This is a genomic window from Bradyrhizobium sp. 45 (assembly GCF_023073155.1).
In the GTDB taxonomy this organism is placed as follows: Bacteria; Pseudomonadota; Alphaproteobacteria; order Rhizobiales; family Xanthobacteraceae; genus Bradyrhizobium; species Bradyrhizobium canariense_D.
Genome location: NZ_JADPIX010000100.1, coordinates 1 through 23,080, shown reverse-complemented (window position 1 = coordinate 23,080; position 23,080 = coordinate 1). Strand labels below are relative to the sequence as shown.

The following is a 23,080-nucleotide window of genomic DNA, read 5'->3' as shown; positions in this document are numbered from 1 at the left end:
CGGCACGGCCCCGTTCCTCACCGAGCGCTCACGGAAGCGTCGAAGTCCAGGCCTCGCCCGAAGCCGCCTTCTCATATCCGTACTGATACAGCGCCCGCATATAAGCGGTGTCGAACCCTTCCGAGGGGGCGGCCGGATAATCGCGCGCGATATAGGAGAGATGGAAGCCCAGGCGGTTGCGCTTCGCAAAATCATAAGTCGAGAAGATGATCGAGCGGGTCTGCGACTGACGACAGGCTGCGGGAGGCAACGTCGATGGTGCTGTTGGAGACGAGCTCGAAATTGCGTTCGATCTTCTTGTTGACGAGGATGTAGATGTCCAGCTTCGCAGGGCCGGGAAGGCGACTGCCCTGGAAAAGCAAGGCTTCCGGCAGCGTCAGCACCGGGGCCGTCACACCGCCGTCGACATGCATCTCCTGAAATCTGCGGCCCTCGCCTTCGGCGTCGATCATGATCGGCGGAAACACCAGCGGGATGCTGGCGGAGGCCGCCATCACGTCGCGAAACAGCTTGAGCGCCTCGGGCGTGCCGACCGCGGCGATCCTGCCCATGTCCCAGATCGCGGTGCGCTGGGTGTCGAGATCGGTCGTCACCACCAGCAGCCTTCGGCCCTTGGCGTTTTCATGGGCGACCTGCGCCATGATCTCCGGTCCGACATAGCGGGCGACGAGCTCGCGCAGCCGGGTGTTGCCGAACAGGCCGGATCCGAACAGCACGCGCATGATGCTGGGATCGCTCAACAGGCTCTCCGCGACGCCGCTGGTATAGACCTCCTTCAGCGTGTCGTCATATTGCGAGCCGAGAAACGCAAAGGGCGCAATCAGGCCGCCGGTGCTCACGCCCGAGACAACCGAGAAGGTGGGACGGGTTCTGGCCGCGGTCCAGCCGTTGAGCACACCGACGCCGTAGGCGCCATCTGCGCCGCCGCCTGACAGCGCCAGGTAGGACTTCGTCGCGGTGCTGGTGTCCTTCTCGAAATTGAATTTCGTGATGGGTTCGTCGGCGTAGCGCCGCAGGCCATCAATATCGAGCACGCGCGATGTGCTGGCTTCGGTGGCCGTATAGGGCGTGCGGGGCAGGGAGGTGCAGGCGCCGAGCGCCAAGCTGCACGTCAGGACCAGCAATCCGAACAGGCGGGCGCCGGTCCACCTCGTCCAGCCATGCGAACGGCCGGCTGGGTCAGTCGAACTTGAAGGGAGGGGCATTGCGGTGGCTGGCGATCACGCATCTACCGCCGCCGGCAACATCGCCGCGGCATCTCGTCCAGCCCAAGGTAAAACTACACTGTGTCGTTTTGTTTAACAAGCGTCGCAGGCGCACAATTCCGTGTCCCCCAATATTTGAACCCATTGTCCCAGTCTGATGCATAAGCCGGCCGAGGCATCGCCCGAGCGGGTTGATCGGCCTGCTCCGACACGCAATAAGCAGGTCATGAATCGTCCTGACACCGGTCTGCCCAATCATTTCGAACTGCTCGCCACCGATGGCGCCGCGCGCACCGGGCGCCTGACCACGCCGCACGGCGTGGTGCGCACGCCCGCCTTCATGCCGGTCGGTACCGCCGGCGCGATGAAGGGCATGCACTGGCGCGAGGTGCGTGAGGCCGGTGCCGACATCGTGCTCGGCAACACCTATCATCTGATGCTGCGTCCCGGCGCCGAGCGGATCGCGGCGCTTGGCGGCTTGCAGACATTCACCGGCTGGAACGGGCCGATGCTGACGGATTCCGGCGGCTTCCAGGTGATGTCGCTGGCGGATCTGCGCAAGGTCAGCGAGCAGGCCGTGACCTTCCGTTCGCATATCGACGGCGCCAAGGTCGAGCTGTCGCCGGAGCGCTCGATCGAGGTGCAGCGTTTGCTCGGCTCCGATATCGCCATGCAGATGGACGAATGCGTGCGACTGCCCGCCGAGCGCGCCGACATCGACCGCGCGATGCAATTGTCGCTGCGCTGGGCCGAGCGAAGCAAGCGCGCCTTCGAGAGCGCGCCCGACGGCTACATGCTGTTCGGCATCGTGCAGGGCGGCGACATACCCCAGCTTCGCCATGCCAGCGCGCAAGGCCTCATCGAGATCGGTTTCCATGGTTATGCCATTGGCGGCCTCGCCGTCGGTGAGCCGCAGGCGGTGATGCTGGCGATGATCGACGAGACAGCGCCGCTGCTGCCGAGAGAGCGGCCGCGCTACCTGATGGGCGTCGGCACACCCGACGACATCCTCGAGGCGGTCAAGCGCGGCATCGACATGTTCGACTGCGTGATGCCGACGCGCAATGGCCGGCATGGCGTTGCCTTCACACGCTTCGGCCAGGTGAATTTGCGCAACGCGCGCCACGCCGACGATCCCCGTCCGCTCGACGAAGAGAGCTCCTGGCCGTCGGCGCGCAGCTACGCGCGCGCCTATTTGCACCATCTCGTCAAGGCGGGCGAGACGCTGGGTGCGATGCTGCTGTCCGAGATCAATATCGCTTATTACCAGTTCCTGATGCAGGGCATCAGGGACGCGATCGCACAGGGAACGTTCGAGGAGTTCTATCGGCGTACGCGCGAAGACTGGGGGAGGGGCGACATCGCCCCGCGCTAGGTCAAGTGCAAAACGTCAGTTGCAGACGAGGCGCTGCTTGACGGAGTGCTTGGTCACGAAGCCGTAGCCGCAATTGTCGCAGGTCCAGAGATAGCTGATCACGTGTTCCGACAAATACGCAGAACCTTCGGCGGCGATCATGGAGTCGGCGCAGACGGGACAGGCCGGCAACTCACTGCAACGCGGAGCGCGGTTCGGTGCGACGGTCGACAACACTTCAGCGACTGCTGACATCGTGGTGACCTCCCAGCTTGAGACCTAAGTCTAACATAAGCAGAATCAGTTGACGAGGTCGCAACACAAATGCGTTGGTTTTCTGATAATTATTGCTCACGCGATTTTGCGATGCAGCGTATTTAACATGTAACGCAATCTCGCTTGCGTGTCGCCGCAGGCTGTCTAGAAGCACAATCGTCGCCACAGGGAGTTCATCATGGACGCATCGTCCACCACGGGTGCAGCGCACCAACCCGGCCGCGGCCGGATCTATGACTCGATCGTCGATGCTTTTGGCGACACGCCGATCGTGCGCTTGCGCCGGCTGCCGGGCATGCATGGCGTGAACGCGACCATTTTGGCAAAGCTTGAATATTTCAATCCCGCCGCAAGCGTGAAGGATCGCATCGGCGCGGCCATGATCATCGCCATGGAGAAGGCCGGAATCGTCAAGCCCGACACCGTGCTGATCGAACCGACCTCCGGCAATACCGGCATCGCACTGGCCTTCGTCGCGGCGTCGCGCGGCTATAGGCTCAAGCTGGTCATGCCGGAGTCGATGTCGATCGAACGCCGCAAGATGCTGGCCTTTCTGGGCGCGGAGCTGGTGCTGACACCGGCCGCGCAAGGCATGAAGGGCGCGATCGCGACGGCCGAAGAGCTGTTGAAGACGACGCCGAATTCGGTGATGCCGCAGCAGTTCAAGAATCTCGCCAATCCCGAGGTGCACCGCCGCACCACCGCGGAGGAGATCTGGAATGACACCGCCGGCAACATCGACTTCTTCGTCGCCGGCGTCGGCACCGGGGGCACCATCACCGGCGTCGGCCAGGTGCTGAAGCCGCGCAAGCCCTCGCTGCGCGTGGTTGCGGTCGAGCCGGAGGAGAGCCCGGTGCTGTCGGGTGGCCAGCACACGCCGCACAAGATCCAGGGCATCGGTGCGGGCTTCGTCCCTGACATTCTCGATCGCTCGGTGATCGACGAGATCGTCAAGGTCAACTCGACGACGGCGATCGAGACCTCGCGGGCACTGGCGCGGCATGAGGGCATTCCGGGCGGCATCTCCTCGGGCGCCGCGATTGCCGCGGCCGTCGAGATCGGCAAGCGACCCGAAGCTGCGGGAAAGACCATCCTGGCTATAGTGCCGTCCTTCTCCGAGCGGTATCTTTCGACGGCTCTGTTTGAGGGAATCTAGGACATGGCGGATCAACCACCGAGGCGGCCGCGGACGTTGGGCGACGCCAGGACGGAGGCCGAGGCGGCGTTCAAGAAGGTGACGGCGAAGGTCGCTGCGGCGCCGCCAAAGCAGAACGTGGCGCCGGGGGTCAAGGAGCAGGTCACGCTGCGGATCGACCAGGACGTGCTGGAGCATTTCCAGTCCGGCGGGCCCGGCTGGCAGGACCGCATCAACGAGGCGCTGCGAAAGGCCGCGGGGAAGTAGACGCCAAAGCTTTGGTTTATTCGTAACGAAAAAGCCCGGCGCGAGCCGGGCTTTTGTATCTGCGATTGGCCTCGCCTCAGCGGCGGAACATGCCGCCCATCATGCCGCCGACGACACCGCCGACGAAGGCTGCGCCGGCAGGATCGCCGCCGCTGCTGCGATGGGGAGCAGGTGCGGGCGCGCTGCTGGCCGCGGGGGCGGCGGCCCGGCGGGCTGCCTTCTGGCTGTTGTCGCTCGCGGTCGGCGGGCCGGCCACGACTTCCGAAAGCAGAGCCTTGTGCTGGAGCTTGTTCAGGTAGCCAGACGCGGGATAGCCGCGCGCCGCCTGCCAGCGCTTGAGCACCGACCGGGTCTCGTCGCCGAAGACGCCTGTCTGTTTGTTGTCGAAGCCGAGCCCGCCCAGGCGACGCTGAACGTCGCGGCGCTGGTTCTTGTCGAGTCCGATTTGGTCCTCGGTAAGCTGGGTGGCCTCTTCGGTGAAGGTCGCGGGATCGACGCCAGCGGTGAGGGTGCGCGTCGCGGTCGAGGGGCCGCTCTTGATGGCCGCGAGGCGTGCCAGCGCAAGCGCCTTGAACTGACCGTTCGGGTAGGCGGAGAGGTAAGCGTTGAGCTCTTCCGACTTATTGCTCTCCTTGACCGAACGCCAGTATTCGAGCTCGACACCGTCCGAGCTGCCGCCCGTCGCCATTGGCACGCTGCCAGCAGCCGTCGGTGCCGCATTGGCGACCTGCGTCGTCGGAGCCTGGTTGAGATAGACCGCGCCGGTCAAATTGGTGTGGCCCCAGGGCAGCTGCCCCTTGTGGGTCTCCTCGTTGACCTGGGCGCGGACCGACGTCATCGCCTGCTGGATCTCGACACCAGGCTTGGTGATGTTGTCGATGAGCGCACGGGTGAACGGGCTGTTGTTGCCCTCTTGGCCGTCGAGCGCGGTCTGGCCCGGGCCGGTGGCGAACGCGATCAGCGTGCCTTCGCCGGATTTCATCTCGGCAAGACCGCTCTGCACGTTGACGCTGCGGGTCGCGGAGTTCGATTTGATCTTGGCGGCAAACGGATTGTCGCGGCAGGCGTCAAGGAACACCAGCTTGACCTTGGCGTCGCCCATGGTCTGCTCGAGCGTCAGATCGATGTTGATGGCGGCACCGAGCTTGACGTCCATCTCCGACTTGATGTCGGCGTCGACAGGCAGAAGATAATTGGAGCCGCCGACCGCGATGCCGTGACCGGCATAATAGAACACTGCGACGTCGGAGCCCTGCGCCTTGCGGCCGAAGTCCAGCAGCTTCTCCGTCATCTGGTCGCGCGAGAGGTTCGAACCTTCGATCACCTCGAAGCCGACATTGCGCAGCGTTGCCGCCATCGCCTTGGCGTCGATCGGCGGGTTCGGCAATTGTGCGACGTTCTTGTAGGTGCCGTTGCCGACGACGAAAGCAACGCGGCGGTCGGCCTTCGCGGCACTGACCGACAGTGCCATGCACATCAGCGACGCGAGGAGGGTGAGAGTGCGCATCTGGAATCCCCAACAGAATCGAAATTGCAGGCAGCAACGAATTGGCACGAACTTACATGAAGTGCCCGCCTCGGCGCCACCAAAACGGCAGTTCGTCGCGTTCAACCCGCTGCTGTGTGGCAGAATGTGCACGATGGAATACCCTTCCAACGTGATCCAAATCACACGGCCACTTGGTTTTGTCGCGCGAGGCGGCGCGAGGTTCAGCGCGCGGGAGCAGGATCTGCCGGAGCTGGCTTTAGATTCAGGAGATTGCCGAACAGGATCAGCGCGGCGCCGACCACCGTCCAGGTGTCAAGCCGCTCCGAATACAGCAGCCAGCCAGCGGTCGCGGTCAATGGAACTCGCAGGAAGTCCATGGGAACAACGATGGTCGCATCCGCATAGCGCATCGCGCTGGCGAGGCAGTAGTGCGAAAACGTGCCGCAGACGCCGATCACGCCGACCCACGCCCAGACGTAGGCGGAGGGCCACGTCCAGACGAACAGCGTCGGAATGAAGCCTGCGACCGATTGCACCACCAGCATCCAGAACAGGATCGACAGCGCGCTTTCGGTGCGGGTCAGCGATTTGACGAGCACCATGGACACGCCAAAGCCCATGGCGGCGCCGAGTGCGATGAGTTGACCGGGATTGATCTCGCCGGTGGCGGGTCGGACGATGACGATCACACCGAAAAGGCCAAGCGCGATGGCGGCGATCTTCCACGGCGTCATGCGCTCGGAGAGAAGGCTCGCTGCGAGCAGCGCCGTCCAGATTGGCATGGTGAACTCGATTGCCACCACCTGGCCGATCGGGATCAGCGTCAGCGCGAAGAACCAGCCGAGCTGCGCAACATAGTGCACCAAATTGCGCCCGATGTGCTGCGGCAGGCGCGACGTCCTGAGCACTTTGAAGCCGCCGGCCCGATAGATGAACGGCGAAAGCAACAGGAATCCTAGCAGCGAACGCACTTCCATGATCTGAAATACATTCAGCTCGCGCGTGGTCTCGCGTCCGGCGACCGCCATGACCAGCATCAGCGACAGCCAGCCGGCCATCCACAGGGCAGCCATCGTTTTGGACGGTGTCGTGTTCATCGGCGCGGGTGTGAGAGGCGAGGTCTTGAGGGAAGGCCGGTATCGGCGACATCCTCGCCGTTTGCAACGGTCAAATCTGCCGGTGCAGCGATGCAGGGCGCCGTGCTAAGGCATCAGTGAACAACGAGAACAATCGGGAGATCTTCGCTCATGCACATCTTGCAGCCGGCCGAGTGGAAAAAACCGCGCGGCTTTTCCCATGGTGTCGTGGTCGAGGGGCCGGGCCGCTGGGTGGTGCTGGCCGGGCAGACGGGCGGCGACGAGACCGGCAATTACGCGCCTGACATGGCAGCGCAGGTCGGGACCGCGCTGAAGCGGATCATCAAGCTCCTGGGCGAGGCCGGCGCCAGCCCCGAGCATATCGTCCGCCTGACCTGGTACCTGACCAGCCGCAGCGAATATGAGGCAGCCGGGGCCGGCATCGGCGCGGCCTGGAAGGAAACGCTGGGGCGCAATTTCCCGCCCTCGACCTTGCTCTACATCGGCGGCCTCGTGGATGACCGGGCCAAGGTCGAGATCGAGGTCACGGCGTTCGTGCCGGGCACATAAAAATCGACCCGGCGAGATCGCCGGGTCGATTGTCAATCTACTCGTATCGGCTTAGCGCGACAGCGAGATGTTGGCGCCGCGGAACTGGCTGTCGGCGCGCATCGTGACGTTCTGCTTGTTGCCGGACGTCTTCAGCGAAATGTTGGCGTTGAAGCCGGCAGTGGAGGCGAGCAGCTCATAGTTTCCGCCGGCCCCGCGACCCGAAAGGGAGCCGCTGATATTACGGCTGGCCTCGGACCAGCTGCCCGCGATGGCGCTGCCTTCAGCCTTGACGTTGGCGCCGAGGTTGAACTTGTAGGCGTCGCTGGCGCAGGTCAGAGACAACTCCATGGTCGGTCCGATCGGAGCGTATTTCGCCCGGCAGCGGATCCGTTCGGTCGAGCCGTCATCCAGGGTGACCGTGCCTGAGCCGCTCCAGCTGCCGGCCAGCGGGGCGAACGGGCCGGACTGGGCCTTGCTCTCGGAGTTTGCAATTCCGGCGGCAAACATAACGGCGGCCGCGATCAGCAGCCGCCGGCCCACACCGCTCGTCACGATTTTTCTATTGGCGCGATGCTTCCCACCGCCCGCTGCACGGTATGCCTGCAGATGCTCCATTCCACTTCCCCGATCCGGCGTTGCCGCTGAGTTGACCGTTGGCATATGCACCATTGATCGAAACTTTCACAAGTCCCCCGCTGCCGATGGTGCCGGAAACGTTAGCGCCGGGCGCGGTGATCTTGCCGTCGGCAACCGTCAGCAAGGAGCTCGCGGTCGGCTCGCAGGTGCCGCTCTTGGTGACGATGGTGACGTGCCAGTTGCCGTCATAGGGGGTCTGGGCAAAGGCGGGCGCGGCGAGGGTGGTAACTGAGGCGGCACAGAACGCCGCAATGCGAGCAAAACGCATAAAATCCGTCCTTGAATTTGTCTGATATGCTGACCCTTATTCGGGCCAAATGTGACGGAAATTTGGTGCAGTGCCAAATCGAAAATTGTTCCTGTGGGAACAATGGTTTATTTGGGTTTCAAGCTGGGATTCTTGAAGCAAAATCAATGCCCCGTTACGTTAAGAGTAAACGTCAGGAGATCGACTCAGGATAAAGGGCCTCAGGAAAGACTTGGCGCTGAAGTCGCGAACTGCTCGTCTTGAGTCTTGGACGGCAGCGCCTTGTGGACCTTGGCATAGTCGATCACGTCGGCCAGCAATTTGAGCCCGAGCGGGGCGAGCGCGCGCTCCCACAGTTCCCGCGCCGTCTCGCCCTTCTTGACGAAGCACCACTCCTGGGCCGCAATGGCGCCAGCGTCCATGCGGTCGGCGAGGTGATAGATCGTGCCGCCGGCGATCGGATCGCCTTCCTTGATGGTCCATTCCACGGCCGCCTTGCCGCGGTGACGCGGCAGCAGCGAGGGATGATAGCCGATACCGCCCAGCTTCGCTGCCTCAAGCGCGTCCTTGCCGATCCGGGCGTGGCTGTGCGCGGTGACGATCAGATCGGTGTCGGGGGCGATCTCGGAGGCCACCACCAGTTTGGGATTGGCCTGGACCACGACGTCGATGCCCGCCGCCTTGGCTGTTGCGGCGAGACGATCCTCGGCGTCGGCCACCACGACGCGCACGATCGAGACACCATGCTCCCGGAGCATGTTCAGGGTGGTCACGCCGAAATGGCGGGAGCCGACAAGAGTAATGCGCATGGGTGTCCGATCCGTCTCGCAACTGCGTCATCTCCCGATAACACGTCCGGACGTCCTGTCACCACCCGCGCTGGGTTTGCGCCGGTTATCAACAACGCGCCGGGCGAGGCTGCGCGATGAATTCCGCGATTGCGGTGTCGGCCGGTCCGGTGCTTCCATGCGCATGGCATCGGCTCGGAGTGAACGCATGCGGAGCGCGTGGTTTGTCCTTCTCGCGGCCTTGGTTGCAACCACTTCGGCGCGCGCTGGCGGACCGCCCTATCCCGTGGTTCCGCCCGAGGTCGGGGTGGCGCCCTTCATCGGCCCGACCTGGGACACCTATCGCTGCGCGGAAGGGCCGGTCACCAATTTTTATCACGGCGCCTAATACGGCCAGGAGCCGCCGGCGCTCTATCGCGGCTACGCGTACCGGCCGCATTACCGCTACAGCGCCTACCGCAGGCTGCCGCGCAAATATTTCTGCGGCACAGACTAGCGTTGCCGCGCCGCCACGGTGGTGCGGCGAGTGCCGACGGCCGGTTCCTGTGTTTCGTTTTTAACAGAGAGACCCAGGATTTGCCGTTAGAACGTGGACCGACCGGGGCTGGCGACATTTCAACCCGCATCCGTTTTCGAACCCGGATTTGGCCGCTGGCGTGATCGCCAGCGGCTTTTTCATGCTCGGCCATCACGAAATCATCTGACGGTAACGTGATCTCAACCAGCTTGGCGTATCGACGAATCCGTCGCGGATTTGTATTGCGTACCGCGACACCGAGATTGTCGCGCCGGCGCGGGTGCGCCGTGCGGGCTTTTTCGCCGGGACCTATTTCATGCCGAGCGCGATTGAGCAGATCGTCGACGTCTATGTCCGGCTGAAGAACCGGCGCGGCCTCGACGAGCTGATGATGCACAGGCAACGGCTTGCAGTCGATCTGAAGAGCAGGTCCGGCTACGACTTCAGCCTGCCGATCGGCCAGATCGACGAGGAGATCGCGATCATCGAAGCCGGCCTCAGCCGGCTCAAGTCGGGCGATATCGCCGCGACGGACGACGGACGGCCAGTTTGACGTTCAGTCGCGCCGGCCACCGTCGATGACGGTGAACAACGGCCGCGCCTGGGTCGGCTCGACCAGCAATTCCTCCACCAGCGCGGCCGCCGCATCGACATATTTGCGCGTCGGCTTGTCGAGGGGACGCGTGGCCTCGTCGTCGAGCGCGACCTTGGCGGCCTCGACCAGCTTGCGCATTCGCGCCGCGTGGTCATCGCCCGCCGTCAGCGTCGCGCGGGCCAGCGAGCGCAGCACGAACAGCTCGCCCTCGAGGCGGAGCAGACGGTCGTTCAGCCTGGAGAGGACGGCGTTGAGGTCGGCCATGGCGCGCGTTCGCTGCGGAAGATGCATCCTGCTCTAGCGGCGATCGGTGAACGGAGTCCAAACGGCATCGGCGCAATTGCGGCGATCTCCCTCAAGTCTCGCTCCGCGCCAGATAGTCGCGTGCGAAGGCGAGATACCAGTCGAGACAGGCGGGATTGGCCATCGCCTCGCGGTTGATGACCTTCTCGACGGGCTGGCCGAGCAGCAGCTTCTTGATCGGCAGCTCCTGCTTCTTGCCCGAGAGCGTGCGGGGAATTTCGGCGACCGCAAAAATCTCGTTGGGCAGGAATCGGCGCGAGAGGCCGGCCTCGATCGCCTTGTTGATCTTCGCCTGCATCGCGCCGTCGAAGGCGACGCCTTCGCGCAGCACCACGAACAGGGGCATGTAGCTGTCACGGCCGAGATATTCGAGATCGACGACGAGGGAATCCAGCACCTCCGGCAAGGCCTCGATCGCGGAATAGAGTTCGCTCGTGCCCATGCGCAGGCCATGCCGGTTGATGGTGGCATCGCTGCGGCCATAGATGATGCAGGAGCCGTCCGGGTCGACCTTGAGCCAGTCGCCATGCCGCCACACCGGCCCACGGCCGGTGCCGTCGAAATTGTCCGGATAGGTCTCGAAATAGCTCGCGCGATAGCGCGCACCGCCCTTGTCGTTCCAGAAATAGAGCGGCATCGACGGCATCGGCTCGGTGCAGACGAGCTCGCCGACCTCGCCGATGACGGCGCGGCCCTGTTCGTCAAAGGCTTCCACGGCAGCACCCAGCAGACGGCACTGCATCGCGCCCGGCGTCTGCGGCAGTTCGCGATTGCCGCCAATGAACGCGCCGGCGAAATCGGTGCCGCCGGAGATGTTGGCCCACCAGATATCGGCCTGCGCCTTGCTGCCGTTGGTCTTCGACAGGCCAGCGAAGCGGTTGTTGAACCAGGCTTGGGTGTCGGCGCTCAGCGGAGAGCCGGTCGAGCCGAGACATCGAAGCTGTGAGAGATCACCGGCGGCGACGAGGTCGACCTCGGCCTTGGCGCAGTTGGCGAAGAACGCGGCGCCCGCGCCGAAGAAGGTCGCTTTCGACTGCGCGACGAAGCGCCACAGCGTGGTCCAGTCTGGTTTGTCCTTGGCGCCGCCGGGGCTGCCGTCGAAGATGCAGCAGGTGGTGCCGCTGAGCAGGCCGCCGACCTGGCTGTTCCACATGATCCAGCCCGTCGAAGAGTACCAGTGATAGCGCTCGCCGAACGAGTTCTCGTGGTAGGAGCAGCCAAGATCGTTGTGCAGGCCGAGCAGCGCCAGCACCACGATGATGATACCGCCATGGCCGTGCACGATTGGCTTCGGCAGGCCGGTGGTACCGCTGGAATAGACGATCCAGAGCGGATGATCGAACGGCAGCCAGGCCGGCTCGAACGCGTCGATCTCCGCGCCGGTTGTTGCGCTAATTTCGGAGAGCAGGGCGTCGGCCGCTGCGGGCGCGGCGGCCTCGCTGTGCAGGATGACGTGCTCGACCGTCGGCAGCGACCGCCGCAGCTCGGCGAGGACGTCTTTGCGATCGTGCCGGCGGCCGGCATAGGTGACGGCGTCGCAGGCAATCAGTACTTTCGGTTCGATCTGCTTGAAGCGGTCGATCACGGCGGGCGCGGCCATGTCGGGCGCGCACAGGCTCCAGATCGCGCCGATGCTGGCGCTCGCCAGGAATGCGATGATGGTCTCGGGGATGTTGGGCAGATAGGCGGCGACGCGGTCGCCGGGCTTGATGCCTTTTTCTTTCAGATGCAGCGCGAGCGCAGCCGCCTTGCGCCGCAGCTCCGGCCAGCTCGTCTCGCAAAGCCTGCCGTCCTCGCCACAGCTGACGATTGCGGGCAGGCCGGCGGCGTCAGCCGCGTCCACGTGGCGGAACACCTGCCGGGCATAGTTGACCTGCGCGCCGGGAAACCAGAGCGCGCCGGGCATCTTGCGCTCGGTGATCACGGCGGCAAACGGCGTCGGCGATTGCAGATCGTAATAGTCCCAGATGGCGTGCCAGAACCCGTCGAGATCGCGCACCGACCATTGCCGCATCTCCTCGTAGCTGTCGAAGTTGAGGCCGCGCTTCTCGGCGAGCCAGGTGCGGTAAAGGGCGATCTGGGGAACGAAGGGTGAGGTCATTGCGTGTCGGCTTCAGTTGCGGGGCGGAGAGTTTAACCGTTGCCGCAGAGTAGCAGAAGCCGCAGTTCGGGCAGGGGGCGTTGACGGGAGTAGCTGGTCTGGGTCCGGTGGAAGCAGTCTACCCGCCGGCTCCGGCCCAACGCCTTCCGAACACGGGTGGCTTGGTTTTCACCGCTTCCCAGCCGAAGAAATGATGTTTGCCGGACCATGTGTGCACCACGCCGCTGCAGATGCTGCACTTGAAGGTGCCGGAATGCGCTTCGGCGTGCTCCTCCCTTGTCGCCGTGTAGTTCATGCTGCAACCCGCGCAGGTGAATTCTTCGATCGTCCAGATGGTATTGGCCATTGCACCGAAGTGGTTTGAGGGACCTCGATGGAAGCGTAGGTGCACGCCTTTGCATCGACGTAAACCGGTCGGCCGAAATCCGGTTAATCACCGTTAGCCAAGCCGGCATCACGTCGCGCACCTTGCCGGCGCTCGCCCACGGCGCCGCCGCAAGATCAATCGCCGGTCCGGATGCTTCGCATGTCCCGGTCGATGCACATCTGAACGCGCCTGATGGCGAGCAACGGCAGCCTGCCTTGCACGCGCCCGGTGCGGGCCCTGTCGCCGACGGCATAGGCGTAGCGCCAATAGCCCGGTGCGCCGTTTGGCTTCAGCGAAAAGCGGATGCCGCGGTGAATTCCCGCGTGTGCGACGGGCTCTCTGGGGCGGCGTGCCATCGTCTCGGAATGCAGAATGGCCCGATGCGTTCCTAATCGCCGGCTCGTGCCGGCCCGGTCGTCTTGACGCCGGGTGCGCGGCTGGCAATAACGCGGGGCCGCGCAAGTGCCGGAACCCGCGTCAATGCCGCAAGGAAAGCCGTGCCCGTGAAAAGTCTGCGTCAGCTCCTGACGGGCGAGGACATCATCCAGCTCGTGATCCGCGTCGGCCTGCTCGGCCTGCTGATCATCTGGACCTTGCTGATCATCCGCCCCTTCGTGCCGATCCTTGCCTGGAGCGGCGTGCTCGCGGTCGCGTTCTACCCGGCCTTCAGCTGGGTCGCCAAGATCCTCGGCGGCCGGCCCAAGACCGCAGCGGCGATCCTGACCCTGATCACGCTCGGCATCGTCATCGGTCCTGCGACCTGGCTCGGTATCAGCGCAGTGGACGGAGTGCGCGAGCTGGCGCACCAGCTCGGCACCGGCGACCTCGCGCTTCAATCGGCGCCGGAGCAGCTCAAGTCGTGGCCGGTCGTTGGCCCCTGGTTATTCGACCTCTGGGAGCAGGCCTACAACAACATCCGCGCAGTGCTCCGCGAGGTGGCGCCGTATCTCCAGCCGCTGGCGGGACCGCTCTTGTCGCTCGCGGGCGATGCCGGCGTCGGCACGCTCCAGTTCCTGGTCTCGGTGTTCGTGGCCGGCTTCCTGTTTCCGCACGGGCCGCGGCTGGTTGCGGCCGGCCGCGGTTTCCTGTTTCGCATCGTGCCCGAACAGAGCGAGCATTTCCTGGGGCTCGCGGGCGCGACCATCCGCGCCGTGGCGCAAGGCGTGATCGGCGTCGCGATCGTGCAGGCATTGCTCGCCGGCATCGGCTTCAAGCTTGCCGCGGTGCCGAGCGCCGGCCTGCTCGCCTTCATTGTGCTGCTGCTCTCGATCGTGCAGATCGGCGCCTTCCTGGTGCTGCTGCCGGTGATCATCTGGATCTGGACCGCCAAGGACGTCACCACCGCGCTGCTGCTCACCGTGTTTCTCGTCCTCGTCGGTTTCCTCGACACCATGTTGAAGCCGCTGGTGATGGGGCGCGGCCTGACCACGCCGACCATCGTCATCTTCGTCGGCGTGATCGGTGGCACGCTCGCCCACGGCATCGTCGGCCTGTTCATCGGCCCGATCATCCTGTCGGTGGCCTGGGAGATGATGATGGCCTGGATCAGGACGGAGGACCGGGCAGAGGCGGGGGCAAGGGCGGGCACAGCGGCGGGCGAGGGCTGATCTGGCGCCTCGAACGGCGGGATCGGCCTGCCGGGTTTAATCAGATCTGACGGCCTTGGCCCGGGTGATCAAGATCCATCCGGAACTTGTCTATCCGACTAGACAAGTTACCATGGGCTCGATTCTATTTTCGATTACGGCGGACATGGCGAAGTCTTCCAAACTGGTTGCCGCCAAGCGCGGCAAGGTATTGTTGGTCAGACGCCGGTCGGACGGCCTGTGGATGTTTCCGGGCGGCCGCAAGCGCGCGCGCGAGTCCGACAAGGACTGCCTGCGGCGGGAGATCAAGGAAGAGCTGCCCAAGCTGAAGCTCGGCCGGATCAGCCTCTGGAAGGAAGTGACGGCCAGGAACAAGCGTTCCGGCCGCAAGATGAGCGACGCGATCTTCATCGCCAAGGGCGCCAAGGGCAGGCTCGCGATCGGCGACAAGCACGAGATCGACCGCGCCGTCTGGCAGAAGCCGCGCGGCATCCGCCTAACGCCGACCTCGCGCTATATCCGCGACCGCCTGTTTCCGCGGAAGCGCGGGTGAGCTAGGCCTCCTCGTCGTCCTCCGACGAGAGCTGTATCCGTCCGGTGTGGGCCCGCGAAAAATTGGCGCGCGGTTGCGGCGCGGACATTCTGGCCATTTCGGCTTCGCGCTGCTCCTTGCGAGCCTTGCGCGCGCGCTTCATGGCCTGCTTGACCTGAGGGTTCGGTGAATCCTCCGCGAAGAACAGCACCACCTCGCAGCTCGGACATTGCCTGGAATAGCCGTCCTGCAACCGTCCCGCGCGGTCGCGGAATACGGTCTTGCAGCGCGTGCACTGAATCTGGACGAAACTCATGCGCGGTCGATCGACAATGACTGATGAAAATGGATCGTCAGGTGATCCCAAATGTCTGAAGAAAGCTTGAACGCGTCGGCGACTTCAAGCCGCTCGATCAGGCGCTATTGCTTGGCCGCCATCGTGTCCAGGCAATGGTTGAGATAGACGGTGCGATCCCTGGGCAGCACCTTCTCGAGATCCGCCTTCAGCGCGCATTCGCGCTGCCGCATCTGCTCGGCCCGCCGCTTCTCGGCCGCCTCGCGATATTCGGGAGCAACCTTGTTGGGATCGACGAGAGCCTGCGAGCGGGCGGGAGCCGTCACGGCGAGTGCAATGGCGGTGATGATCATGAACTGTTTCAAATGAGCCTCCGTAAAAGGCTCATCCTAGCGCTCGGGCGGCGAGGGCTCAAACGGCAAGTTCGCCGAGACGCCCGGCAGCCCAGTTGATTCAACTACCTGAAGTTGGGACTCGTGACGTCCATCACTTCGGGACGTGGTCGATCTTGTGGCTGAGATGCCCGGTGTCGTGATCGCGCCGCAACTGGCTGAGCGATGTCTCGTTCAGCTGATGCAAGACCTCGCTGAGTTCAGTCGTATCCGGATAACCGGCAGCAAAACCCTTGCCGTAGATCTTGCGCAACGTACCGACCAGCGTGTTGCCGTGCTTCTTGCTGATCGCGCCATCCTTGTCGCGGTGGCGATGATCCAGGCCCGTGTCCTTCATGGCTTTCTCCCTGAGCGGCGTCTGCGCGCCTGGAGAGAGCGTGCTCCCAAACGAGTTGATTGGCAACGGCACGGCGCGCGGCAGTTGAGCCTCGTCAAGATGTGGAAAGATCGAAGGCCGTGTGAAGCAGTTCACAAGCGATGGTCGAGATCGCTGCTACGAAGGCCTCATTGCTTGACCAAATGATATTTTGAAAACGCCCCAGCGCTCCACCAGGCGCTGGGGTTTTCACGTCTATCACCGCAACGGCCAGACCGCGCGGCGCGCGATCGGTCGGGTGCTTTTCGAATGATGCCGAAGGCGGGCGACTACGCGGCTTGCTCCTCGAACGAGGTGTAGACCTGGCCACCCGGACCAATCACCTGAACGCCCCAGCATCCGTCGGCGATGAGCTCCTTGGCCTTCTTGAGGGCGGCGGCGAGTGACAGCCGCTTGAGGCTGACGATTCCTGCCGTGTCGAAACCGCTGATTTCAAACATGCCGCTCCTCCCTGTTTTGTCGAATCCTACACTTTTTGAGCGGGTTGTCTCGCGGCTTTTGGGACAGGGGCCCGGCGCACGAGCAGGCGATGGCCAAAATCGCCAAAACAACCCCATGCACAGTAGCTAAGTCCCGCTGGCGCAACGCTTTCTTTTTGGCACATGGCGGTCCTGCATCCGGCGGAGACGCCGGTTGACGCGTCGGGCAAAACAGGGGTAGTCTGCGAACTTCGGAAAATCCGCTTCGGACCAGGGCGGCTTCCCGGGATCGGGAGGAGCTCGCGCACCGGCCTGCCTGTCATGACCCTCGCACGACCCCGTAGTCGGCCGGGATGGCCGGGGTCTGCAGCAGGCCGCGGCCGCTAACGTGGAATTAAGCTGAAAAGCCCACAATTTTAGACAGTTGTAGATGGGTGCTGCGTAAGGGAGCTGTCGCGAGGACGTTCCGGCGACGGCTTCCTGTTGCTCGCTCATTTGGGGTCAATGCCATGACCGCGACTTTCGAAACGCAAGGCCTTGTCGAACAGCTCGACCCTGCAGCACTGGCTGCGGCCATCGCCGCCGGCGAACCCGCAAGCTTGGACGCGCCAGAACCGATCAAGCGGTCCGGCCGGACGTCGGTCATGGCGCTGTCGGTGTGTGCCCTGGCCATCAACGGCGCGGCGGCGATCTACACATGGCCGTCCGGCCTGCCATCGCTGAATCTGAGCAGCCTGGCTGATCTGCTCCCGCGCCAAGAGGCTTCAGCGCCAAAGCCGGATCCGGTTGTCGCGGCCTTGAAGGATATTCAGTCGACCCAGCAGCAACACACGGCTTCGCTGCAGGAGAGCAATCAGGCCTTGCAACAAAACGCGGCTGTGCTGCAGGCGGATTCGATGGTGCTGCTTTCGCTCCGGCAGAGCATCACGGATGAACGGGTCGATGTGAGGAAGGTATCTTCGCAGCTGTCCACGCTGATTGCGAAGATCGACTCGCTGCAAAATGCCATGATGTCGGACGTCACGTCCTCCGTTCGAAGAGCGCATGCGCGCTATGGACTGTCCGCAGCGATGCGCAAGCGGATCGTTCGGCAGTCGAAATCTGCAGGTCCCGTTTCAGTTGGAGGAGCGCCGTTGAGCGTGCCTGCCACAGTTTCGGGCCCGGAGAGCTGAAGATAGGGTCAGGCAGGTGATCTGAGACTTTGTCCGCGCTCACTTGGCGGGCTAACGTGAGCGCGGCTTTTTACCCGACTTGGAACTACGGAATGCTGGTGACAGTGCGCTCCGGCACTGTCACCGGATCCTAAGAAGCGACCAGGGGCCCGCCGGTTTGCCCTGAGGGGCCGTTCAATAGTAACGACGCCGCGGACGGCGCTCGTAATAGTCATCGCCGTAATAGCCTTGCCGGCCCTGTTGAAACTGCGGCGGAACCGTTCCGGTCGGGTAACACTGGCCGTCGCGGGTATCGATATCGGCACCGTTTCCGCAAGGAACGGGATAGTGGCCATAGCTTCTACCGCCTCCATAGTACTGCCGTGCGGCCTGTTCTTGCGGCGGCAAGTAGCCGTTGGGGTAGCACATGCCGTCGCGGGCGCTGACGTCCCAGCCGTGGCCGCACGGCGGTGGGTGCACAGGGACACGGTATTGAACCTGATGAACCTCACCGAGCTGTAGAGCCAGCAAGGTTGCCACAACTGCACCGATCATCGGACTTCTCCCAATCGCACTATGCCTACGCCTGAGCGGCTGAATGATCGCTGAACGGGTTCACGCCGGCGATCTTAACCTCACTTTAGGAAATCGTTGTTCGGCGGCGTGCCGTTGGATATAAAGGGAGCCGCCGTTAGCGTCAGTTGCGTCCGTGAGTCATGATTACCTATAAGCAGTACCACATCCAGCAAGTCGAGCACGGGCCCAAGCGCTGGGTTGCTCGCATCACGCGGACAGACGGCCAAAACATCCGCACGATAATGCCGGCGACTGAGCGTCCCTATCTCGACACGAAGCCGACAGCGTCCGCCGAGGAAGCCGAGGCGCTCGCCAAGGAAGGCATCGACTTCGGCGGCGTGGTGTAGGCGGTCATCGCGGTCGACTGCCATTCGTTCGCGAACTCGCCGGTGGCTTCATCCGCCTCCGCAGCCGGCTTTTCACCCGAAAACTATTGTGGCTCGGTTGGCTTGTCTCGCTCATGGCTCTCGGCTTCGGCGGCCGCGCACGCATCCATGCCATGGCATTTGCTCAGATAGTACCGAGCGCCTGCGAAGATCGAGCAAACAATCACCACGCAAACCAGCAGGAAGATCATCCACCGTCGGTTCAACATTCCCATGACCTTCTGCACCCGCCATCCGACGCGGCCCGTTCGCCTGACCGGCCCAGCCAGGCGAGGCGAAGGGTCGATAAGCTCAAATCAGACCTTGCGCTTCGGATTCAGTCTAGCCTCACGCTCCAGCCGCTCGGACTTCAGGCGTTTGAGGTTTTCCTGAAACTCCGGAGTGGCTTGGCTGTCCGCTATTGTCTGTCTCGATCCTATCGGATTGAGGGTCCTTCGATCGGCTTCGTCCGCGACTTGTTGCGCGGCCGACCGTTTGGGTTTGATCATTTGCTTTTTGCCTTCAGGCGAGATTGACCAGGCGGGCGCCGGTCAATTCATTTTCGATTTGGCCGGTCGCGTCGAACATTCTGGAATTCCTCGGGTCCCTTGACGAGCCGCCGCTTGCGGCTGGCCTGGTCATCCGGGCTCGCTTTGTTGTCTTTGAGCTTGTCGATCGCATTACCCGCCATTTCCCGAGCCCGCTCGGACGAGGCCTTGGCGGTAGACGTAACCGCGAGGGCGGAGGCGGGTTTGCCCAAGCCAATATCAACCAGCCGACGGATGGATTCAGAGCGAGCCGGAGTGTCTTCCTGCCCCGACGCCCATGCGTCGATCTGAGCGACAGTCGCCTCCGGCCAGCGCGTGCCGATCTGGACGCCTTGACCAGTAGCGGGGCGGCCGCGATGCTTTTTGGCACGAATCTTTTTTGCTGGTTTCATTTTATTTGGTACCAAAAAATCATGCCGAAGGGAAGCGCGAACCTCCGATGGCTGTGCCTGTTTAGTGCACTGGCACCGCAATCCCCACGCAACATCACGATCACAGATTGAACTCAGGCGGCCCCCCGTAGAGGAAGCGCCAGTTGTACAGCAAAAGGTCGGGAAGCATTTGCTTGGACGAAGGCCTGCAAGGCCGGCGTGATCTCGCTACTCGTGACACGCTCGGCAAGCTCATCTGCGATCTCGCTGGTGGCATCGCGAGACCAGCCCTCGATGGCGTTGAAGGCGACGATACGGACGGGATACGCGTACTGCCCGGAGAGTAGGTCGCGGATGATGGTCTCGACGTCGGTATCCTGCTCGTCGGCCTCGCGCCAGGAGCAGCCGGCGCGCGCGCCGAAGTCTTCCAGTACCAGGTAAATCTCCCGGTCGAGCCGATCCAGCGGCACAATCGACGGCGCATGACGCATGACGCAACTCCTACTCAAGAGGAGCAATCGTTCGACTGTCCGTTCGTTCCGCCCGGAACTCAGGCCGATAGGCAAATGAAAGAGGCGGACGTTTGAGAAGCGGCCTTACTTCTTTGGCAGAAGTCCCAAGACGAACCATTGAGCCGGAAACAGTGGAAACAGCAGCGCTCCCCAGATGAACCAAATGCGCCTAGACCGGCCTCTCTGTGCCGCGAAATTGGCGGTCACGCGCCCACACCACATCATCAGGGTGACAATGACCAAGCCAAACATGATTGAGGCAAGCATGGAGTGGCTCCTGCCGATGGTCCGTTGGCTATCATATAGGATTGGCCTGTCGCCGGGGAGAGAGCCCAAATCAAGATTGCGCGCTTAAGGCGGGGACGACCGGCGCCGCCTTACTTTACTTGTTCTCTGGCTCCGGTGACGAGGCGGAGCCCGGCGTGCGGGACGTCGGCACCGTCTGAGAGAGCGGCAACTGAGGCGGCCTATTTGGGGCGGAATGGCTTTGGGCACACCAGCTTTCCGGAAGAGTCTCGTCGGCAAGCGCCGACATCAAAGCGCCGCTCGTTTGCGGCGGCAGGACGCGTCGGCAGCGGCAATTCAGCTGCCGACACAGTGCCGACATGGAGCTTTCTGTCGAAGTTGCGTTTGGGATTACTGCTTCATTGTGTTGGTGAGCGCGCTGGGGCTCGAACCCAGGACCCCGTGATTAAAAGTATAGTCGTAACGCGACATAACGCGACATGGCGAGACTTGCAGAGAATTCAAGCTGTTATGCGGCTTTCTTAAACTCCATGACGTTGCTGAAATTCCTCGACTACCGAAAATAAGAAACAGAAAATCACGTGCTCTAAACCTGGAGAAACTTCAATCTTTTCCATGAGTTGCAAATTTAATCCTCGGGGACGCGCGATCACGTGCTGGCCGGAGGAGCGCAATTCGGCGTGAAAGTCACGTGGTCCTATCATCGATCACGTGGTAGCCGCCTCAAGCGCGCAAGATCACGTCCACAGAGCGCTTACATCGATCATGCTGTCGGAGGCAGCGGAAGCTCAGGTTCGTCATTCCCTCGGGCCTTCGCCTTCAGCCTATCGACCTCTTTTTCCGCCGTAGCGAACAGCTCGTCAGGGTTCGCACTAATGACGGTGCGATTTACGGCTTCATCCAACTCCTCTCGCGCGAGAACCAAAACTCCCAGCTTTTCCGCGCCGTCCAGGTCGGCTTCCAGCTCTTGCCGCGAGAGCGTTGATACCATTATCGGCAGGAGCTTTACGTGGCCGTGATTGGATCGGTCCAAGCGCGCCCGCACGTCGGCAGCGCGAGCAATAAGTTTAGGTAGTTTGTTGTCAACTCGGAGGAGACCAGTCGTACATTCCACAATTGCCATGTGCCCCTGTGGCGTCACTAAGACCACGTCTGAGAAGTCTTGCGTTCGTGCAGTCGAGCCAAATTGGACCGTGCCAAACCCGAGCATCCAGAATAGCCACGCGACGCCGACTTCGAGATCGCGTGCATCGCGGCCTTTTCCTCGCGAGCGACCAAGAAACTCATTGAGAATTGCAAGGCCGCCATCGAAAGCCTCGGTTACCACGCGGCGTGGATTTTGGGACGTGGTGGGATCAGTTATAAACCAGTGTGTTTGAGCGACACCGCTATAGAGAGCATAGCAATGGAGGATGGATCCCTTTGCGACTGGAATATTGTAGGTCCCAACCTGTTTCTCGTCCGTCTGCTCCCATTCGAACTGTGATCCACTTAGGTTGCCCCGAACGACCTTGCCTTGGCTAATCTGCCTGTATCCCACAGAGGCGTTCTTCCGGTCTAACGTGTTTGCGAGTTGGACAACGATGGTCCCGGTCTCACCAGAAATAGTGCAACCGTCGCCGTTGAAGCCCATCACCGAAGTGGCGATCACTTCGACTGTGATCTTGTCGGTGAACAGACCGCCCAGTCCAAATTCCGAAAGCAGCTCAGCAATTGTGTCGTACGGATTAGGGGCACTCCTCAGTTCCCAATCAAGCACAGATGTCTCGGCCTGCAATGGCGCATTGTTGCCCGTTATCTTGAGCACATTTACTCGGGACTGCGCCTGCAAAGCCGAAGGATGGAGTGGTGTGAACGAGGCGTGATGATTGGCACCGCCAGTGAAAGGAAATTGCAATGTTCGCTGAGGCGTGACGATTGTGCCAGCGCCTAAATTGCTGATGAATTCGCGATAGGTCTTCCCGGCGTCCGCCAGCTTAAAATGTCCCGCGCAAACATTCTCCGTTTCGAAGTACATAAGCGGAGTTTTATGGGTTAGCGAATTCAGCCAAAGCATCCCTTGCGCAAGCACAAAATCGGCTCCTTGCTTAATAGCCATGTAGGCAAATGTGTTCTCTGGATAGCCGTCTTCCCAACGATCAATCGCCTTGTAGAAAGAGCCGATGCTGGTCTGCGCGAAAACGTTGAAGGTCATTCCGAAAGCAAGCCTATTTCTGGAGTGCAGAATGTTTTGTGAGGGCGCAGAAGCACCGCGACGCTACTTCTTTAGTCCCAACTCGACGAGCCGCCGAATAGCCTCCGACAATTTCGGCTGATCAGGCTGACGTTCAGCCCACTTGACGATTTCAGCTCGTAAGTCCGGCGACCCCCGAAAACCAAGAAGGGGAGTTTGCCCAGTGGCAGGCCGTCCTCTTCTTTTTTGTTTAACAGGTATTGCCTTCTTCATATTTTTCGTTTAACAATTATTGTGTGAGCGGGATCGGCCAGACATTGGTAGAGCTAGACGGCTTGCCGGGCTTTGCAGTGTTTCTGACCCGAAAGGGTCGAATGGTTTACGCTGTCGAGTACTTTGAGGATGGAAGGCGCATTCAGAAGCTGATCGGCACGGTGAATAAAATCAGTTTCAAGAAAGCTCGCAAACTCGCGGCAAAGCTCCTTTCGGAAAATCAGATCGCGGACCAGCCGGCACAAACCGAGACTTCGGGTAAGCGCTTAGCCGCAACCCTATTGAGGCTGGCTTGACGTTTTGCGGAATCGCCACGGCATGAGGTCTTCGATGCGGCTATGGGGATGGCCGTCGATG

General features: G+C 62.3%; 30 protein-coding genes and 1 pseudogene. 11 read left to right on the top strand and 20 right to left on the bottom strand.

Translation table 11 applies throughout. From position 1 onward, the window contains the following. Positions 1 to 28: 28 nt before the first annotated feature. A pseudogene (locus IVB42_RS15020) lies at positions 29 to 1,205 on the bottom strand (patatin-like phospholipase family protein). A 226-nt stretch (positions 1,206 to 1,431) separates the two neighbouring features. Here IVB42_RS15020 and tgt point away from each other — a divergent pair. After that, positions 1,432 to 2,580, top strand: coding sequence for a tRNA guanosine(34) transglycosylase Tgt (gene tgt / locus IVB42_RS15015; protein ID WP_247296644.1), 1,149 nt, complete (start codon positions 1,432 to 1,434; stop codon positions 2,578 to 2,580). A 15-nt stretch (positions 2,581 to 2,595) separates the two neighbouring features. Here the strand turns inward: tgt and IVB42_RS15010 are convergent, their stop codons facing one another. After that, positions 2,596 to 2,814: a hypothetical protein gene (locus IVB42_RS15010; protein WP_026233474.1), complete on the bottom strand. Its 219-nt coding sequence runs from the start codon at positions 2,812 to 2,814 to the stop codon at positions 2,596 to 2,598. Between the two features lie 199 nt (positions 2,815 to 3,013). On the opposite strand from IVB42_RS15010, the gene cysK reads away from it, so the two are divergent. Next, positions 3,014 to 3,991: a cysteine synthase A gene (gene cysK / locus IVB42_RS15005; protein ID WP_018457976.1), complete on the top strand. Its 978-nt coding sequence runs from the start codon at positions 3,014 to 3,016 to the stop codon at positions 3,989 to 3,991. 3 nt (positions 3,992 to 3,994) lie between these two features. Then, on the top strand, positions 3,995 to 4,237 hold the full coding sequence (locus IVB42_RS15000) for a BrnA antitoxin family protein (protein WP_007610629.1): 243 nt from the start codon (positions 3,995 to 3,997) through the stop codon (positions 4,235 to 4,237). Between the two features lie 76 nt (positions 4,238 to 4,313). Here IVB42_RS15000 and IVB42_RS14995 read toward each other — a convergent pair whose 3' ends face one another. Together IVB42_RS14995 and IVB42_RS14990 are read right to left on the bottom strand one after the other, a co-directional pair. Then, positions 4,314 to 5,744 (bottom strand): caspase family protein, encoded by a 1,431-nt coding sequence (locus tag IVB42_RS14995; RefSeq protein WP_018457974.1) that lies wholly within the window; start codon positions 5,742 to 5,744, stop codon positions 4,314 to 4,316. 203 nt (positions 5,745 to 5,947) lie between these two features. Beyond that, positions 5,948 to 6,823: a DMT family transporter gene (locus IVB42_RS14990; RefSeq protein ID WP_085353150.1), complete on the bottom strand. Its 876-nt coding sequence runs from the start codon at positions 6,821 to 6,823 to the stop codon at positions 5,948 to 5,950. Positions 6,824 to 6,973: 150 nt separating this feature from the next. On the opposite strand from IVB42_RS14990, the gene IVB42_RS14985 reads away from it, so the two are divergent. Beyond that, entirely contained in the window at positions 6,974 to 7,372 is a 399-nt protein-coding gene (locus IVB42_RS14985; RefSeq protein ID WP_018457972.1) for a RidA family protein, read from the top strand. 51 nt (positions 7,373 to 7,423) lie between these two features. Here IVB42_RS14985 and IVB42_RS14980 read toward each other — a convergent pair whose 3' ends face one another. The 3 genes from IVB42_RS14980 to IVB42_RS14970 all read right to left on the bottom strand — a co-directional run bounded on the left by IVB42_RS14980 (position 7,424) and on the right by IVB42_RS14970 (position 9,046). Beyond that, complete coding sequence (locus tag IVB42_RS14980; protein ID WP_026233473.1) at positions 7,424 to 7,969, bottom strand: hypothetical protein; 546 nt, start codon at positions 7,967 to 7,969, stop codon at positions 7,424 to 7,426. Further along, complete coding sequence (locus IVB42_RS14975; protein ID WP_018457970.1) at positions 7,914 to 8,258, bottom strand: hypothetical protein; 345 nt, start codon at positions 8,256 to 8,258, stop codon at positions 7,914 to 7,916. Before IVB42_RS14975 ends, IVB42_RS14980 begins: the two co-directional genes overlap by 56 nt. A 200-nt stretch (positions 8,259 to 8,458) precedes the next feature. Continuing rightward, positions 8,459 to 9,046, bottom strand: coding sequence for a formyltransferase family protein (locus IVB42_RS14970; RefSeq protein WP_018457969.1), 588 nt, complete (start codon positions 9,044 to 9,046; stop codon positions 8,459 to 8,461). Positions 9,047 to 9,233: 187 nt separating this feature from the next. On the opposite strand from IVB42_RS14970, the gene IVB42_RS14965 reads away from it, so the two are divergent. Further along, entirely contained in the window at positions 9,234 to 9,413 is a 180-nt protein-coding gene (locus IVB42_RS14965; protein WP_247397168.1) for a hypothetical protein, read from the top strand. A 445-nt stretch (positions 9,414 to 9,858) separates the two neighbouring features. Next, the gene (locus tag IVB42_RS14960) at positions 9,859 to 10,095 is read left to right on the top strand and encodes a hypothetical protein (protein WP_026233472.1); all 237 of its coding nucleotides are present in this window, start codon (positions 9,859 to 9,861) and stop codon (positions 10,093 to 10,095) included. Positions 10,096 to 10,098: 3 nt separating this feature from the next. Here IVB42_RS14960 and IVB42_RS14955 read toward each other — a convergent pair whose 3' ends face one another. From IVB42_RS14955 to IVB42_RS14940, 4 genes are all read right to left on the bottom strand, one after another. Then, positions 10,099 to 10,401 carry a hypothetical protein gene (locus IVB42_RS14955; protein ID WP_026233471.1) on the bottom strand — a complete coding sequence of 101 codons (303 nt, stop codon included), beginning with the start codon at positions 10,399 to 10,401 and terminating at the stop codon, positions 10,099 to 10,101. 91 nt (positions 10,402 to 10,492) lie between these two features. Next, positions 10,493 to 12,541 (bottom strand): acetoacetate--CoA ligase, encoded by a 2,049-nt coding sequence (locus IVB42_RS14950; protein WP_018457965.1) that lies wholly within the window; start codon positions 12,539 to 12,541, stop codon positions 10,493 to 10,495. 118 nt (positions 12,542 to 12,659) lie between these two features. Continuing rightward, a complete protein-coding gene (locus IVB42_RS14945) occupies positions 12,660 to 12,887 on the bottom strand; it encodes a hypothetical protein (RefSeq protein ID WP_018457964.1) in 228 nt (75 codons plus the stop codon). A 155-nt stretch (positions 12,888 to 13,042) separates the two neighbouring features. Then, on the bottom strand, positions 13,043 to 13,264 hold the full coding sequence (locus IVB42_RS14940; RefSeq protein WP_018457963.1) for a hypothetical protein: 222 nt from the start codon (positions 13,262 to 13,264) through the stop codon (positions 13,043 to 13,045). A gap of 141 nt (positions 13,265 to 13,405) precedes the next feature. Between IVB42_RS14940 and IVB42_RS14935 the strand changes: the two genes are divergently transcribed. After that, the gene (locus IVB42_RS14935) at positions 13,406 to 14,515 is read left to right on the top strand and encodes an AI-2E family transporter (protein ID WP_026233470.1); all 1,110 of its coding nucleotides are present in this window, start codon (positions 13,406 to 13,408) and stop codon (positions 14,513 to 14,515) included. 145 nt (positions 14,516 to 14,660) lie between these two features. Then, a complete protein-coding gene (locus IVB42_RS14930; RefSeq protein WP_026233469.1) occupies positions 14,661 to 15,047 on the top strand; it encodes an NUDIX hydrolase in 387 nt (128 codons plus the stop codon). Position 15,048: 1 nt separating this feature from the next. Here the strand turns inward: IVB42_RS14930 and IVB42_RS14925 are convergent, their stop codons facing one another. The 4 genes from IVB42_RS14925 to IVB42_RS14910 all read right to left on the bottom strand — a co-directional run bounded on the left by IVB42_RS14925 (position 15,049) and on the right by IVB42_RS14910 (position 16,529). After that, a complete protein-coding gene (locus tag IVB42_RS14925) occupies positions 15,049 to 15,342 on the bottom strand; it encodes a hypothetical protein (RefSeq protein ID WP_018457960.1) in 294 nt (97 codons plus the stop codon). Positions 15,343 to 15,446: 104 nt separating this feature from the next. Then, on the bottom strand, positions 15,447 to 15,686 hold the full coding sequence (locus tag IVB42_RS14920; protein WP_026233468.1) for a hypothetical protein: 240 nt from the start codon (positions 15,684 to 15,686) through the stop codon (positions 15,447 to 15,449). A 121-nt stretch (positions 15,687 to 15,807) separates the two neighbouring features. After that, positions 15,808 to 16,050 (bottom strand): hypothetical protein, encoded by a 243-nt coding sequence (locus tag IVB42_RS14915; protein ID WP_026233467.1) that lies wholly within the window; start codon positions 16,048 to 16,050, stop codon positions 15,808 to 15,810. 308 nt (positions 16,051 to 16,358) lie between these two features. Beyond that, positions 16,359 to 16,529: a hypothetical protein gene (locus IVB42_RS14910; protein ID WP_018457957.1), complete on the bottom strand. Its 171-nt coding sequence runs from the start codon at positions 16,527 to 16,529 to the stop codon at positions 16,359 to 16,361. A 488-nt stretch (positions 16,530 to 17,017) separates the two neighbouring features. On the opposite strand from IVB42_RS14910, the gene IVB42_RS14905 reads away from it, so the two are divergent. Continuing rightward, entirely contained in the window at positions 17,018 to 17,680 is a 663-nt protein-coding gene (locus IVB42_RS14905) for a hypothetical protein (RefSeq protein WP_018457956.1), read from the top strand. Between the two features lie 174 nt (positions 17,681 to 17,854). Here the strand turns inward: IVB42_RS14905 and IVB42_RS14900 are convergent, their stop codons facing one another. Next, entirely contained in the window at positions 17,855 to 18,214 is a 360-nt protein-coding gene (locus tag IVB42_RS14900; RefSeq protein WP_247397170.1) for a hypothetical protein, read from the bottom strand. A gap of 161 nt (positions 18,215 to 18,375) precedes the next feature. Between IVB42_RS14900 and IVB42_RS14895 the strand changes: the two genes are divergently transcribed. Next, on the top strand, positions 18,376 to 18,582 hold the full coding sequence (locus IVB42_RS14895; protein ID WP_026233466.1) for a hypothetical protein: 207 nt from the start codon (positions 18,376 to 18,378) through the stop codon (positions 18,580 to 18,582). A gap of 335 nt (positions 18,583 to 18,917) precedes the next feature. Here IVB42_RS14895 and IVB42_RS14890 read toward each other — a convergent pair whose 3' ends face one another. From IVB42_RS14890 to IVB42_RS14875, 4 genes are all read right to left on the bottom strand, one after another. Further along, on the bottom strand, positions 18,918 to 19,109 hold the full coding sequence (locus IVB42_RS14890; protein WP_018457953.1) for a hypothetical protein: 192 nt from the start codon (positions 19,107 to 19,109) through the stop codon (positions 18,918 to 18,920). A 47-nt stretch (positions 19,110 to 19,156) separates the two neighbouring features. Beyond that, entirely contained in the window at positions 19,157 to 19,540 is a 384-nt protein-coding gene (locus IVB42_RS14885; protein ID WP_018457952.1) for a hypothetical protein, read from the bottom strand. Between the two features lie 113 nt (positions 19,541 to 19,653). Next, positions 19,654 to 20,010, bottom strand: a complete 357-nt coding sequence (locus tag IVB42_RS14880; protein ID WP_018457951.1) for a hypothetical protein — start codon at positions 20,008 to 20,010, stop codon at positions 19,654 to 19,656. Positions 20,011 to 21,040: 1,030 nt separating this feature from the next. Next, positions 21,041 to 22,471, bottom strand: a complete 1,431-nt coding sequence (locus IVB42_RS14875; protein WP_247398623.1) for a hypothetical protein — start codon at positions 22,469 to 22,471, stop codon at positions 21,041 to 21,043. A gap of 275 nt (positions 22,472 to 22,746) precedes the next feature. Here IVB42_RS14875 and IVB42_RS14870 point away from each other — a divergent pair, with 275 nt between their 5' ends. Then, on the top strand, positions 22,747 to 23,019 hold the full coding sequence (locus IVB42_RS14870; RefSeq protein WP_247470542.1) for an Arm DNA-binding domain-containing protein: 273 nt from the start codon (positions 22,747 to 22,749) through the stop codon (positions 23,017 to 23,019). Positions 23,020 to 23,080 lie beyond the last annotated feature (61 nt).